This is a genomic window from Streptomyces sp. NPDC107550, assembly GCF_055639095.1.
The window spans coordinates 58,575-70,278 of sequence record NZ_JBVKBC010000017.1 but is presented as its reverse complement, the minus strand read 5'-3'; the positions used below and the strand labels follow the sequence as shown (position 1 = coordinate 70,278).

The 11,704-nt window shown below is 70.9% G+C and carries 15 protein-coding genes; all 15 read left to right on the top strand.

Going from position 1 to position 11,704, the window contains the following annotated elements:
• Positions 1-230 precede the first annotated feature (230 nt).
• The 15 genes from ACZ7LY_RS22265 to dprA all read left to right on the top strand — a co-directional run bounded on the left by ACZ7LY_RS22265 (position 231) and on the right by dprA (position 11,651).
• On the top strand, positions 231-827 hold the full coding sequence (locus tag ACZ7LY_RS22265) for a hypothetical protein (protein WP_471626401.1): 597 nt from the start codon (positions 231-233) through the stop codon (positions 825-827).
• 254 nt (positions 828-1,081) lie between these two features.
• Positions 1,082-1,504: a 30S ribosomal protein S16 gene (rpsP, locus tag ACZ7LY_RS22260; protein WP_471626400.1), complete on the top strand. Its 423-nt coding sequence runs from the start codon at positions 1,082-1,084 to the stop codon at positions 1,502-1,504.
• Positions 1,505-1,506: 2 nt separating this feature from the next.
• The gene (locus tag ACZ7LY_RS22255) at positions 1,507-1,746 is read left to right on the top strand and encodes an RNA-binding protein (RefSeq protein WP_003980229.1); all 240 of its coding nucleotides are present in this window, start codon (positions 1,507-1,509) and stop codon (positions 1,744-1,746) included.
• Positions 1,747-1,826: 80 nt separating this feature from the next.
• Positions 1,827-2,453, top strand: coding sequence for a ribosome maturation factor RimM (gene rimM, locus ACZ7LY_RS22250; RefSeq protein ID WP_471626399.1), 627 nt, complete (start codon positions 1,827-1,829; stop codon positions 2,451-2,453).
• Positions 2,453-3,274: a tRNA (guanosine(37)-N1)-methyltransferase TrmD gene (gene trmD / locus ACZ7LY_RS22245; RefSeq protein ID WP_471626398.1), complete on the top strand. Its 822-nt coding sequence runs from the start codon at positions 2,453-2,455 to the stop codon at positions 3,272-3,274. The genes rimM and trmD overlap by 1 nt, the downstream gene beginning before the upstream one ends.
• A 132-nt stretch (positions 3,275-3,406) precedes the next feature.
• Positions 3,407-3,757 carry a 50S ribosomal protein L19 gene (gene rplS / locus ACZ7LY_RS22240; RefSeq protein WP_128435180.1) on the top strand — a complete coding sequence of 117 codons (351 nt, stop codon included), beginning with the start codon at positions 3,407-3,409 and terminating at the stop codon, positions 3,755-3,757.
• A gap of 45 nt (positions 3,758-3,802) precedes the next feature.
• Complete coding sequence (gene lepB / locus ACZ7LY_RS22235) at positions 3,803-4,534, top strand: signal peptidase I (RefSeq protein ID WP_471626397.1); 732 nt, start codon at positions 3,803-3,805, stop codon at positions 4,532-4,534.
• Positions 4,527-5,654 carry a signal peptidase I gene (gene lepB, locus ACZ7LY_RS22230; protein ID WP_471626396.1) on the top strand — a complete coding sequence of 376 codons (1,128 nt, stop codon included), beginning with the start codon at positions 4,527-4,529 and terminating at the stop codon, positions 5,652-5,654. The genes lepB (ACZ7LY_RS22235) and lepB (ACZ7LY_RS22230) overlap by 8 nt, the downstream gene beginning before the upstream one ends.
• Positions 5,542-6,531, top strand: a complete 990-nt coding sequence (lepB, locus tag ACZ7LY_RS22225) for a signal peptidase I (protein ID WP_471626395.1) — start codon at positions 5,542-5,544, stop codon at positions 6,529-6,531. The genes lepB (ACZ7LY_RS22230) and lepB (ACZ7LY_RS22225) overlap by 113 nt, the downstream gene beginning before the upstream one ends.
• A gap of 92 nt (positions 6,532-6,623) precedes the next feature.
• Complete coding sequence (gene lepB, locus ACZ7LY_RS22220; RefSeq protein ID WP_471626394.1) at positions 6,624-7,364, top strand: signal peptidase I; 741 nt, start codon at positions 6,624-6,626, stop codon at positions 7,362-7,364.
• Positions 7,357-7,866, top strand: coding sequence for an NUDIX hydrolase (locus ACZ7LY_RS22215; protein ID WP_471626393.1), 510 nt, complete (start codon positions 7,357-7,359; stop codon positions 7,864-7,866). Before lepB (ACZ7LY_RS22220) ends, ACZ7LY_RS22215 begins: the two co-directional genes overlap by 8 nt.
• A 55-nt stretch (positions 7,867-7,921) precedes the next feature.
• Positions 7,922-8,230, top strand: a complete 309-nt coding sequence (locus ACZ7LY_RS22210; protein WP_005311352.1) for a DUF2469 domain-containing protein — start codon at positions 7,922-7,924, stop codon at positions 8,228-8,230.
• A gap of 178 nt (positions 8,231-8,408) precedes the next feature.
• On the top strand, positions 8,409-8,867 hold the full coding sequence (locus tag ACZ7LY_RS22205; protein WP_471626392.1) for a YraN family protein: 459 nt from the start codon (positions 8,409-8,411) through the stop codon (positions 8,865-8,867).
• A 1-nt stretch (position 8,868) separates the two neighbouring features.
• Positions 8,869-10,482 carry a YifB family Mg chelatase-like AAA ATPase gene (locus tag ACZ7LY_RS22200; protein ID WP_471626391.1) on the top strand — a complete coding sequence of 538 codons (1,614 nt, stop codon included), beginning with the start codon at positions 8,869-8,871 and terminating at the stop codon, positions 10,480-10,482.
• Positions 10,479-11,651, top strand: coding sequence for a DNA-processing protein DprA (dprA, locus tag ACZ7LY_RS22195; protein WP_471626390.1), 1,173 nt, complete (start codon positions 10,479-10,481; stop codon positions 11,649-11,651). Before ACZ7LY_RS22200 ends, dprA begins: the two co-directional genes overlap by 4 nt.
• Positions 11,652-11,704: the final 53 nt, after the last annotated feature.

Here is an 11,704-nt window from a genome sequence, read left to right as displayed (position 1 = left end):
ACTTGGGCCGAAACCGCTCTTGCGCAACCGACGCCCCGGCGCGCGACCCCGCGTACGCGCCGGGGCGTACGTGTTGCTACGCACCACCTTGGCGTGAGCTGTGCGCCTTCTCCGCAGATCAGCGCACCCGCCCTCGTCAGGACGCATGGGCGGCAACTGACTGGTACGTGCAAATTATTTGGGATGCCCCGGAATAGGAACACAGAGGCACCCCGGCTCGTTGTCACGACGTGAGCACGACACCACCTGTTCTCGCCGCAGAGCTGGCAGGGGCGTGGGCCGACATTCAGCGGCACCACCCCGAACTGCCGGATCTTGCCGCGCCCGAATCCCTGATCGGCGAGTCGTCGTCCGCCTGCGGGCACGAGCTCTCCTTCGAGCGACTCCTCCACGAGGCAGTCCACGGCATCGCAGCCGCGCGCGGAATCCGCGACACCTCCCGCGCCGGCCGGTACCACAACCGCAGATTCCTGGCCATCGCCGAGGAACTGGGCCTCGACCACCCCGAGGAGCCGCACCCCAGCAGCGGCTTCTCCCTGGTCACGCTCAACTCCGAGGCGAAGCAGCGCTACCGCCAGACCATCGAGCGCCTCCAGCGCGCCCTCAAGGCGCACACCGTCGCCACCGCGGCGGACACCAAGCGCAGCTTCCGGGGGCCGGCCGCGCGCCACGGCTCCTCCGGCGGCGGCGTCCGCGTCAAGGCGGTGTGTGACTGCGGGCGCAATGTCCGCGTCGTGCCCTCCGTGCTGGCGCAGGCCCCCATCGTGTGCGGCGGCTGCGGCAAGCCGTTCCGCATCCCCGAGGCGGTCGTCGCCGCCGCGGGCTGACCGCCCCGGCCCTGGTGGGACGGCCGTACGCGGGCGCGGCCGTCCCCGAGCCCGGACGCCGGGGTCCGCAGACGCCCCTGCCCGGCCTCGGTCGAGGGGGGCGTCCCACGTATGGCAGAATGGCAAGCTGTACTCGACAGTCGAACAGGACCCCTCTCTCCTACGGCTGACGCGTCCATCGGGCCATCGGGTACCGCAACCCCACGCGGCATCTCGTTGTGCCCACCCACGTCAATCCAGGAGAACCCACTCCCGTGGCAGTCAAGATCAAGCTGAAGCGTCTGGGCAAGATCCGTTCGCCTCACTACCGCATCGTCGTCGCCGACTCCCGTACCCGCCGTGACGGCCGGGCCATCGAGGAGATCGGCCTGTACCACCCGGTGCAGAACCCCTCGCGCATCGAGGTCGACTCGGAGCGCGCGCAGTACTGGCTGAGCGTCGGCGCGCAGCCGACCGAGCCCGTCCTCGCCATCCTGAAGCTCACCGGCGACTGGCAGAAGCACAAGGGTCTGCCCGCCCCCGAGCCGCTGAAGGTCGCCGAGCCGAAGGCCGCCCGCCCCTCCTTCGAGGCGCTGGCCACGGCCGACGAGCCCAAGGGTGAGGCCATCACCCAGAAGAAGAAGGCTGAGAAGAAGGACGAGGCCGCTGAGGCTGCGTCCGAGTCGACCGAGGCCTGAGCATGCTCGAGGAGGCTCTTGAGCACCTCGTGAAGGGCATTGTCGACAACCCCGACGACGTGCAGGTGGCCTCGCGCACCCTGCGCCGCGGGCGCGTGCTGGAGGTCCGGGTCCACCCCGACGACCTCGGCAAGGTGATCGGCCGTAACGGCCGTACCGCCCGCGCTCTGCGTACTGTCGTGGGTGCCATCGGCGGCCGCGGCATCCGCGTCGACCTCGTCGACGTCGATCAGGTTCGCTGACAAAGTTGAACACCGGCTCGGGCCGGGGAGGGCTTACGGGCCGTCCCCGGCCCTAGTCGTATGACAGGAGATAGCTCAACGTGCAGCTTGTAGTCGGGCGCATCGGCCGCGCCCACGGCATCAAGGGTGAAGTCACCATCGAGGTGCGCACCGACGAGCCCGAGCTGCGGCTCGGCCCGGGCGCCGTCCTCGCCACCGACCCCGCGTCCACAGGGCCGCTCACCATCGAGTCCGGCCGGGTGCACAGCGGGCGCCTGCTGCTGCGCTTCGAAGGCGTACGCGACCGCACCGGCGCCGAGGCGCTGCGCAACACCCTGCTGATCGCCGAGGTGGACCCCGAGGAACTCCCCGAGGACGAGGACGAGTTCTACGACCACCAGCTCATGGACCTCGACGTCGTCACCGCCGACGGCACCGAGGTCGGACGCATCACGGAGATCTCGCACCTGCCCTCGCAGGACCTGTTCATCGTCGAGCGGCCCGACGGCAGCGAGGTCATGATCCCCTTCGTCGAGGAGATCGTCGCCGAGATCGACCTGGAGGAGCAGAAGGCCGTCATCACGCCGCCGCCCGGCCTGATCGACGACCACGCCGAGATCGCCTCCACGCGCGACGCCGAGACCTCGGCGGACGCTGAGGGTACGGTCGACGCCGAGGGCGCTGAAGACGCCGGGCAGGACGAGGGTTCCGGGAAGGCCGGCGGCTGATGCGGCTCGACGTCGTCACGATCTTCCCCGAGTACCTCGAACCGCTGAACGTCTCCCTCGTCGGCAAGGCACGCGCGCGTGGACAGCTCGACGTCCACGCGCACGACCTGCGGCAGTGGACGTACGACCGCCACAACACCGTCGACGACACTCCGTACGGCGGCGGACCCGGCATGGTCATGAAGACCGAGCCGTGGGGCGACTGCCTCGACGACGTGCTCGCCGACGGCTACGAGCGGGGCGCCCACGGCCCCGCCCTCGTCGTCCCCACCCCCTCCGGGCGCCCCTTCACCCAGGAACTCGCGGTGGAGCTCTCCGAGCGGCCCTGGCTCGTCTTCACGCCCGCCCGCTACGAGGGCATCGACCGCCGCGTCATCGACGAGTACGCCACCCGCATGCCCGTCTACGAGGTCTCCATCGGCGACTACGTGCTCGCCGGCGGGGAGGCCGCCGTCCTCGTCATCACCGAGGCCGTCGCCCGCCTGCTCCCCGGCGTCCTCGGCAACGCCGCCTCCCACCAGGACGACTCCTTCGCGCCCGGCGCCATGGCCAACCTCCTGGAGGGCCCCGTCTACACCAAGCCGCCCGAGTGGCGCGGCCGGGACATCCCCGAGGTGCTGCTCAGCGGCCACCACGGCAAGATCGCCCGCTGGCGCCGGGACGAGGCACTGCGCCGTACCGTGCGCAACAGGCCCGATCTGATCGCCCGTACCGACTCCGCGGCCTTCGACAAGAAGGACCGCGAGATGCTCTCCATCCTCGGCTGGGGCCCCGGCCCCGACGGACGATTTGGGCCAACGCCCGAGGCCGTGGAAGAATAGGCCGCTGCTGTACGTCCAGCCCGCGCCCCTGCCACAGGGGGAACGACGCGGAGCCCGACGAGAACAGCTACCGAAACCCATCGCATACCTCCCGTCGATGACCTGTGGCATCGGCGAAGAAAGCAGACGATCATGTCTCACCTGCTCGACTCCGTCGACTCCGCGTCGCTGCGCAGCGACGTCCCCGCCTTCCGCCCGGGCGACACGGTCAACGTGCACGTCCGCGTCATCGAGGGCAACCGCTCCCGCGTGCAGCAGTTCAAGGGCGTCGTCATCCGCCGCCAGGGCGCCGGTGTCCGCGAGACCTTCACGGTCCGCAAGGTCTCCTTCTCCGTCGGCGTCGAGCGCACCTTCCCGGTGCACACGCCGATCGTCGAGAAGATCGAGCTCGTCACCAAGGGTGACGTCCGCCGCGCCAAGCTGTACTACCTGCGCGACCTGCGCGGCAAGGCCGCGAAGATCAAGGAGAAGCGCGAGAACTGATCTCGCGTTCGGGGTCACAGCGTCGCCGGATAGCATCTGGCCTCGATGGACACCGAAGCACAGCCTGTGGAGCGCGACCGCTCCTCCCAGCCCCCCGAGCACACCTCAGCGGGCGAGGAGAACCGGTCGCGCTCCTCTTCGCGTTCCCGGGCCCTGCCCTCCCGCGTCGTCGGCGCCCTCGCCGCATGGCTGCCCGGCGGCCGGATCACGCTCGCGCTGCTGTGCTTCCTCGCGCTGCTGCTCGCCTTCGGCGTCTTCGTGATGCAGCCCTTCCAGATCCCGAGCCGGTCCATGGAGAGCACCCTCCAGGTCAGAGACCGGGTCCTGGTGAACAAACTGGCGTACCGTTTCGGTGCCGAACCGAGGCGCGGAGACGTGGTCGTCTTCGACGGCAGCGGGTACTTCGGTGACGCGGACTACGTCAAGCGCGTCGTGGGCGTGGGCGGCGACCATGTGGTCTGCTGCGACAGCCGGGGGAGGCTCCAGGTGAACGGGCAGTCCGTGGACGAACGCGCTGTCCTGTACGCCAAGGACAGACCCAGCGAAGTGCGCTTCGACATCAAGGTGCCCGAGGACTCCCTCTTCCTGCTCGGCGACCACCGCGCCGACTCCCGCGACTCCCGCGACTACCTGGGCGCACCCGGCGGCGGCTTCGTCCCCGTCGACCAGGTCATCGGCAAGGCGCAGTGGATCGCCTGGCCCGCCGGACACTGGCACTCCTTGTCGCGTACGGACGTCTACGCGCGCGTGCCCGCACCCGGCGGTGGCCATGGGTAGGCGGGGCAGAGGGCGGGCCGGCGACGCGTCCGGGGAGGCGCTGCCCACCGGGAGCAGACCCACCTCCGCGCCCCCCTCCGCACCCCCGCGCGCGGGCCGCGCGGAACGGCGCAGACTCGCCCGCAAGGTGAAACGCCGCCGCAGGCGCTCCGCCCTCAAGGAGATACCCCTCCTCATAGGCGTGGCACTGCTCATCGCCCTGGTCCTCAAGACGTTCCTCGTCCAGGCCTTCGTGATCCCCTCGGGCTCCATGGAACAGACGATCCGCATCGGCGACCGGGTCGTCGTCGACAAGCTCACGCCCTGGTTCGGGGCGAAGGTGCACCGGGGCGACGTCGTCGTCTTCAAGGACCCCGGCAAGTGGCTGGAACAGGAGACAGGACCGGCCAAGGACGACCCCGTGGGGGTCAAACAGATCAAGGCCGGGTTGACGTGGATCGGGCTGCTCCCGTCCGACAGCGAACGTGACTTGATCAAGCGGGTCGTCGCCGTAGGCGGCGACACGGTGAAGTGTTGTGACGACCGGGGCCGCGTCACGGTGAACGGCACGCCCCTGAACGAGCGTTCCTACATCCACCCGGGCAACGCCCCCTCCAAGTTCGAATTCTCGGTGAAGGTGCCCGAGGGCCGGCTGTTCGTGATGGGCGACCACCGCGCCAACTCGGCTGATTCCCGCTACCACTTGACCGACGGCTTCCAGGGCACGGTCTCCGAGGACTCCGTCGTCGGGCGCGCCCGCTGGATCCTGTGGCCGGTCGGGCACTGGGCGTCACTGAAAGAGCCCGAGACCTTCACGGCGGTGGCCGACGCGCACGGGTCGGGGTCGTCCGCGGCCCCCGGCACGTCGCATAGGGTGGCCCTCACGAACAGCGCCGGACCGGGTTCGAGCGCATCGGATTCGGACGGATTGATCCCCCTCCCGAGCCCTGCGGAACTCCCGCTCGTTATGGGAGTGGTGGGCCTGCATCACGTAGGGATCAGGCAGCGGCACGGAGTGAGGAGTGGATGTGGGGGACTTGGCGGTCGGCGCACGGTCCGGGCATGGTCCGGAGGAGCAGCCCGAGCGGCCCGACGACGTAGCGAGTCCGGACGCGGCGGGCCGCGCGCCCGGGGACGGTGACAGGATGGAGACGGCCCCCGGAGGCGGCTCCACGGCAGGCGGCAGCCCCGCCTCCGGCACACGCGGCAAGCAGCCGAAGAAGCAGCGCTCCTTCTGGAAGGAGTTGCCGCTCCTCATCGTGATCGCGCTGGTCCTGGCGCTGATCATCAAGACGTTCCTGGTGCAGGCGTTCTCGATCCCGTCGGCCTCGATGGAGAACACGCTGAAGGTCGGCGACCGCGTCCTGGTCGACAAACTCACGCCCTGGTTCGGGTCCAAGCCCGAGCGCGGCGAGGTCATCGTCTTCAACGACCCGGACAACTGGCTGGAGGGCGAGCCGGCCGCCAAGCCGAACGCCATCCAGAAGGTCCTCGGCTGGGTCGGCCTGATGCCCTCGGCCGACGAGCGCGACCTCATCAAGCGCGTCGTCGGCGTCGGCGGCGACACCGTCGAGTGCAACGGCACGGGCCCGCTCAAGGTCAACGGCAAGGCGCTCAGCGAGCCGTACGTCTTCCCGGGCAACACCCCGTGCACCGCCGACAACGGCGGCGGGACCTTCAAGGTGAAGGTACCCGCGGGCAAAATCTGGGTCATGGGTGATCACCGGCAGGACTCGATGGACTCCCGGTACCACCAGAACGACAAGAACAGCGGCTTCGTCCCCGTCGACAACGTCGTGGGCCGCGCCATCGTCGTCGCCTGGCCGCCCACGCACTGGTCGTCGCTGCCCGTCCCGGACACCTTCAGCCAGCCGGGCATCAACGCGGCGGCGAACGTCGCCCCGGGCGCCCTCGGTGTCGCGGGTGCCGTCCCGCTCGTGCTGTGGCGCAGGCGCAAGATCAACAAGCGTCTTACCGAGGGGAACACCAGGGTTTCTGCGACCGGTACCGCCGGGTAGGGTGCCGTCCCAGATCGCCGATCTTCCGCGCTCCGTGCCGCTGTCCGGCCGGGGCGCGAGGTCGATTTCTCCGACGCTGGGGAGCAACTGGGATGAGCAGGACACGACGTACGGACGAGGGTCACGGCAAGGTCGGCAGCGTGCTGTCCGGCATCGCCGTGGCCCTCGGCTGTGTGCTCTTCCTCGGCGGATTCGTCTGGGGCGCGGTCGTCTACCAGCCCTACACCGTGCCCACCGACTCGATGACGCCCACCATCGGCGCGGGCGACCGGGTGCTCGCGCAGCGCATCGACGGCAGCGCGGTCAAGCGCGGTGACGTGGTCGTCTTCAAGGAGGCGACCTGGGGCGACATGCCGATGGTCAAGCGCGTCGTCGGCATCGGCGGCGACACGGTCGCCTGCTGCACCGACGGCAAGCTGACCGTCAACGGCAAGAAGGTCGAAGAACCGTATCTGCCGTCCGGCAAGTCCGCCTCGCTCTCCGGCATCAAGACCACCACCGTCCCCAAGGGCCGCCTCTTCCTGCTCGGCGACGAGCGCAGCGGCTCCCTGGACTCCAGCGTGCACCTCGGCGACTCCACCCATGGCTCGGTGGAGCGCGGCGCCGTACAGGGCCGGGTGGACGCCGTCGCATGGCCCCTGGACGGGATGCTGGCCAAGCCCACCGGCTTCGCCGCCATGCCCGGCGGGATCTCGCGGCCCGGCCCCCTGCGCCTGATCGTCGCCGCCGTCATCGCGGGCGCGGTCCTCGTCCTCGGCGGCGCCGCGTACGGGCCGATCGCCAAGCGCTCCCGGCGCTCACGTGCCTCGGCACCGGAGCCGGTCCGTGTCTGAGCCGGGCGCCGCGCCGCGCAAGGTGGCCCGGGTCCTGCTCCTCGACCAGGACGACCGCGTCCTCCTGCTGCACGGGCACGAGCCGGACGACCGGGCGAACGGCTGGTGGTTCACCCCGGGCGGCGGCCTGGAGGGCGACGAGACGCACGCGGCGGCGGCCCTGCGCGAGCTCGCCGAGGAGACCGGCATCACCGACGTGGAACTGGGCCCGGTGCTGTGGCAGCGGTTCTGCTCGTTCCCGTTCGCCGGGCGCCGCTGGGACCAGGACGAGTGGTACTACCTGGCCCGTACGAGCTCCACGGGCACCGTCGCGGCGATCAACGGGGAGGGGCTGACCGACCTGGAACGCCGCTCGGTCGCGGGAGCGCGCTGGTGGACGTGCCAGGAACTGGCCGAGGGGCATGAGACGGTGTACCCGACCAGACTCGCCGAGCTGCTGAGGCGGCTGCTCGACGAAGGTCCCCCGAGCCGGCCCGAGATCCTCGACACGGAAATCGTCTAGAGGCCCCCGAGCCTGGCGCACAATGGGGGGACGCACGGCTGAAGGGGAACATGCCATGAGCGCCGAGGACCTCGAGAAGTACGAGACCGAGATGGAGCTGAAGCTCTACCGGGAGTACCGCGACGTCGTCGGGCTGTTCAAATATGTGATCGAGACGGAGCGGCGCTTCTACCTCACCAACGACTACGAGATGCAGGTGCACTCGGTCCAGGGTGAGGTGTTCTTCGAGGTGTCGATGGCGGACGCCTGGGTCTGGGACATGTACCGGCCGGCCAGGTTCGTCAAGCAGGTACGGGTGCTCACGTTCAAGGACGTGAACATCGAGGAGCTGAACAAGAGCGACTTGGAGCTTCCGGGGAGCTGATCCGGGGCCCTGGGACGTGATGTCCCTGGGGCCTGGTGCGGCTGGGACGTGATTTGGGCCCCGGCCCGTTGTCCTCACCCGTGAGGGTGACGGAGTTTTCCACAACGCCTCAGTAGTTCACCAAGATCCACTTCTTTCGGCCGCAGGCATCAGCGTGGTCGTCGGAGGTGATGCCGACGTGAACGCACGAGGCGCGATGGGAAAGTACGGCGAGGACCTGGCCGCGAGGCTGCTGGTGGACGCCGGGATGACCGTGCTCGCACGGAACTGGCGGGCCGGCCGCACCGGCGAGATCGACATCGTGGCGCGGGACGGCGACGCGATCGTCGTCTGCGAGGTCAAGACCCGCAGGGCCAGCGGACCGGCCGCCCGCCCCGGCCCGGACAGGGAGCACGAGCGCGGCGACGACCACGGGCGAGCGGAGAGCGCCCCGGGGACCCGGCGCGGGGAAAGCCCCTTCGAGCACCCGATGGCCGCGATCACCCCGCTGAAAGCACGGCGACTACGGCACCTGGCCGAGCGCTGGGTCCAGGAACACGGGGGAGCCCCGCCCGGCGGCGTCCGCATCGACGTCATCGGCATCCTGCTCCCCAGCCGCGGAGCACCCCGCGTCGAGCACGTACGGGGGGTGTCCTGACATGGGATTCGCGCGTACGTGTTCCGTGGCCCTGGTAGGCGTCGAAGGCGTCGTCGTAGAAGTACAGGCCGACCTCGAACCAGGGGTCGCCGCCTTCACCCTCGTCGGACTGCCCGACAAGAGCCTCGTCGAGAGCCGGGACCGCGTCAGGGCGGCCGTCAGCAATTCCGGCGCCGACTGGCCGCAGAAGAAGCTCACCGTCGGCCTCAGCCCCGCCTCCGTCCCCAAGGGCGGCTCGGGCTTCGATCTCGCCGTCGCCTGCGCGATCCTCGGCGCGTCCGAGCGGATCGACCCGCGCGTCCTCGCCGACATCGTGATGATCGGCGAACTCGGACTCGACGGCCGGGTCCGCCCCGTACGGGGAGTCCTTCCGGCCGTGCTGGCCGCCGCCGACGCCGGCTACGAACAGGTCGTCGTACCCGAATGCACCGCGGGCGAGGCCGCGCTCGTCCCCGGGATCTCCGTCCTCGGCGTCCGCAGCCTGCGCCAGCTCATCGCCGTCCTCACCGACGAACCCGTCCCCGATGAGGAACCGACCGAGCGCGGCAGGCCCGACCCCATGCTCGCCGGCCTCAGCATGCCCGGCAGCGGCGCCGGCACCGGCCTCGGCGGCACCCCCGGCGAAGGACTCGACCTGGCCGACGTCGTCGGACAGCTCTCCGCCCGCACCGCCATCGAGGTCGCCGCGGCGGGCGGCCACCACGTGATGCTGTCCGGCCCGCCCGGCGCGGGCAAAACCATGCTGGCCGAACGCCTGCCCGCGATCCTGCCGCCCCTCACCCGCCCCGAAGCCCTGGAAGTCACCGCCATCCACTCCGTGGCCGGCATGCTCCCACCCGGCAAATCCATGATCGACACACCGCCCTACTGCGCACCCCACCACTCCGCGACCATGCAGTCCCTCGTCGGCGGCGGCCCCGGCGTCGCACGCCCCGGAGCCGTCTCCCTCTCGCACCGCGGAATTCTCTTTCTCGACGAAGCGCCCGAATTCAGCAGCCGCGCCCTCGACGCCCTGCGCCAGCCCCTCGAATCCGGACACGTCGTCATCGCCCGCAGCGCCGGCGTCGTACGGCTCCCCGCCCGCTTCCTGATGGCGCTAGCTGCCAACCCCTGCCCCTGCGGGCAGTACCGCGCACTCGGCGGCGAGTGCGACTGCCCGCCCGCCACCGTGCGCCGCTACCAGGCACGCCTGTCCGGGCCGCTGCTCGACCGCGTGGACCTGCGCGTCGAAGTCGACGCCGTCACCCGCAACGAACTCGCCGGATACGGCCCCCGGGGCGAGAGCACCCAGGTCGTCGCCGACCGCGTACGCGCCGCACGCGAACGAGCGGCGGCCCGCTACGCCGACACCCCCTGGCGCACCAACAGCGAAGTGCCCGGCCACGCCCTGCGCACCCGCTGGCCCGCCGCCCCCGGCGCCCTCGACGAAGCGGAGCTGGACCTGGAGCGGGGCTTCCTCACCGCCCGCGGCCTCGACCGGGTCCTGCGCGTCGCCTGGACCGTCGCCGACCTCGCCGGACGCGACCGCCCCTTCGCCCAGGACGTCGCCCTCGCCCTGCAACTGCGCACCGGCATCTCCCGCGGCGTCCCCATGACCATCGGAGCCGGCTCATGAGCGGCCCGGGCGTCCCCGAGGAGGTACGGCACGCACGCGCCCGGCTCACCCGGATCGTGGAGCCCGGCTGGGAGCAGGCGGGCAAATGGCTGCGCGAGTTCGGGGCCGTCGAGACGGTCCGCCGCCTCGACGCCCCCGACGCCGAGGACCACCCCCTGCCCGGCGTACGGGCCGAACGCTGGGCCGGACTCCTGACCCGGGCCAGGGAAGCCCCGCCCGCCGAGAACGACCTGGCCCGCGCCGACCGGGCGGGCGCCCGCTTCCTCTGCCCCGGCGACCCCGAGTGGCCCGGCCAGCTCGACGACCTGAAGGACGCGCGCCCCATCGGCCTGTGGGTACGGGGAGCACCCTCACTTCGCCTGTGGGCGCTGCGCTCGGTGGCCGTCGTCGGCGCGAGAGCCTGCACCGACTACGGGGTCCGGGTCGGCGCGGGCATGGGCGCAGGGCTCGCCGAGCGCGGCTGGGTCGTCGTGTCCGGCGGCGCGTACGGGGTCGACGCCGCCGCCCACCGCGGAGCCCTCGGCGCGACCGGGGCCACCGTCGCGGTCCTGGCCTGCGGAGTCGACAGGGTCTACCCGCGCGGCCACGCCCAGTTGATCGACAGGATCGCGGAACAGGGGCTCGTGATCGGAGAGTTGCCACCCGGCGACCACCCCACCGCCAGCCGTTTCATCCTCCGCAACCGCCTCATCGCCGCCCTCACCAGAGGCACCGTCGTCGTCGAAGCCGCCTACCGCAGCGGCGCCCTCGGCACCGCCCGCTGGGCGGCGCGCCTCGGCCGCCACACGATGGGTGTCCCTGGACCCGTGACCAGCACCGTCTCCGCCGGCGTCCACGAACTGCTGCGTAAAGATGCGACGCTCGTCACCGACGCCGAAGAGGTCGTCGAGCTCGTCGGAGCCATGGGGGAGTTGGCACCGGAGCGGCGCGGACCGGTCCTGCCCCGCGACCTGCTCCCGCCCGACACCGCACGCGTACTCGCGGCCCTCCCCGCGCGGGAGACATGGAGCGCGTCGAAGATCGCCCACGGAGCCGGCGCCGGCATCGACGACACCATCGGGAGGTTGTACGAACTGCGCTCGTTGGGGTACGTCGAACGACACGGCGACGGCTGGCAGTTGACACGCCAGGCGACGGACCCGGTCTTACCGGAACCTGAAGTTCCCTGACGCTGCGTGTTCCGCCGTCCGGATGACCCCCGATGACCTTGGCAATTCCGGAA

Bases quoted from the DNA above. Each gene is read 5' to 3' on its own strand.
- ACZ7LY_RS22255 (WP_003980229.1), top strand. From the start codon at position 1,507: ATGCTCGAGGAGGCTCTTGAGCACCTCGTGAAGGGCATTGTCGACAAC.
- trmD (WP_471626398.1), top strand. From the start codon at position 2,453: ATGCGGCTCGACGTCGTCACGATCTTCCCCGAGTACCTCGAACCGCTG.
- rplS (WP_128435180.1), top strand. From the start codon at position 3,407: ATGTCTCACCTGCTCGACTCCGTCGACTCCGCGTCGCTGCGCAGCGAC.
- lepB (WP_471626397.1), top strand. From the start codon at position 3,803: ATGGACACCGAAGCACAGCCTGTGGAGCGCGACCGCTCCTCCCAGCCC.
- lepB (WP_471626396.1), top strand. From the start codon at position 4,527: ATGGGTAGGCGGGGCAGAGGGCGGGCCGGCGACGCGTCCGGGGAGGCG.
- lepB (WP_471626394.1), top strand. From the start codon at position 6,624: ATGAGCAGGACACGACGTACGGACGAGGGTCACGGCAAGGTCGGCAGC.
- ACZ7LY_RS22210 (WP_005311352.1), top strand. From the start codon at position 7,922: ATGAGCGCCGAGGACCTCGAGAAGTACGAGACCGAGATGGAGCTGAAG.
- ACZ7LY_RS22200 (WP_471626391.1), top strand. From the start codon at position 8,869: ATGGGATTCGCGCGTACGTGTTCCGTGGCCCTGGTAGGCGTCGAAGGC.
- dprA (WP_471626390.1), top strand. From the start codon at position 10,479: ATGAGCGGCCCGGGCGTCCCCGAGGAGGTACGGCACGCACGCGCCCGG.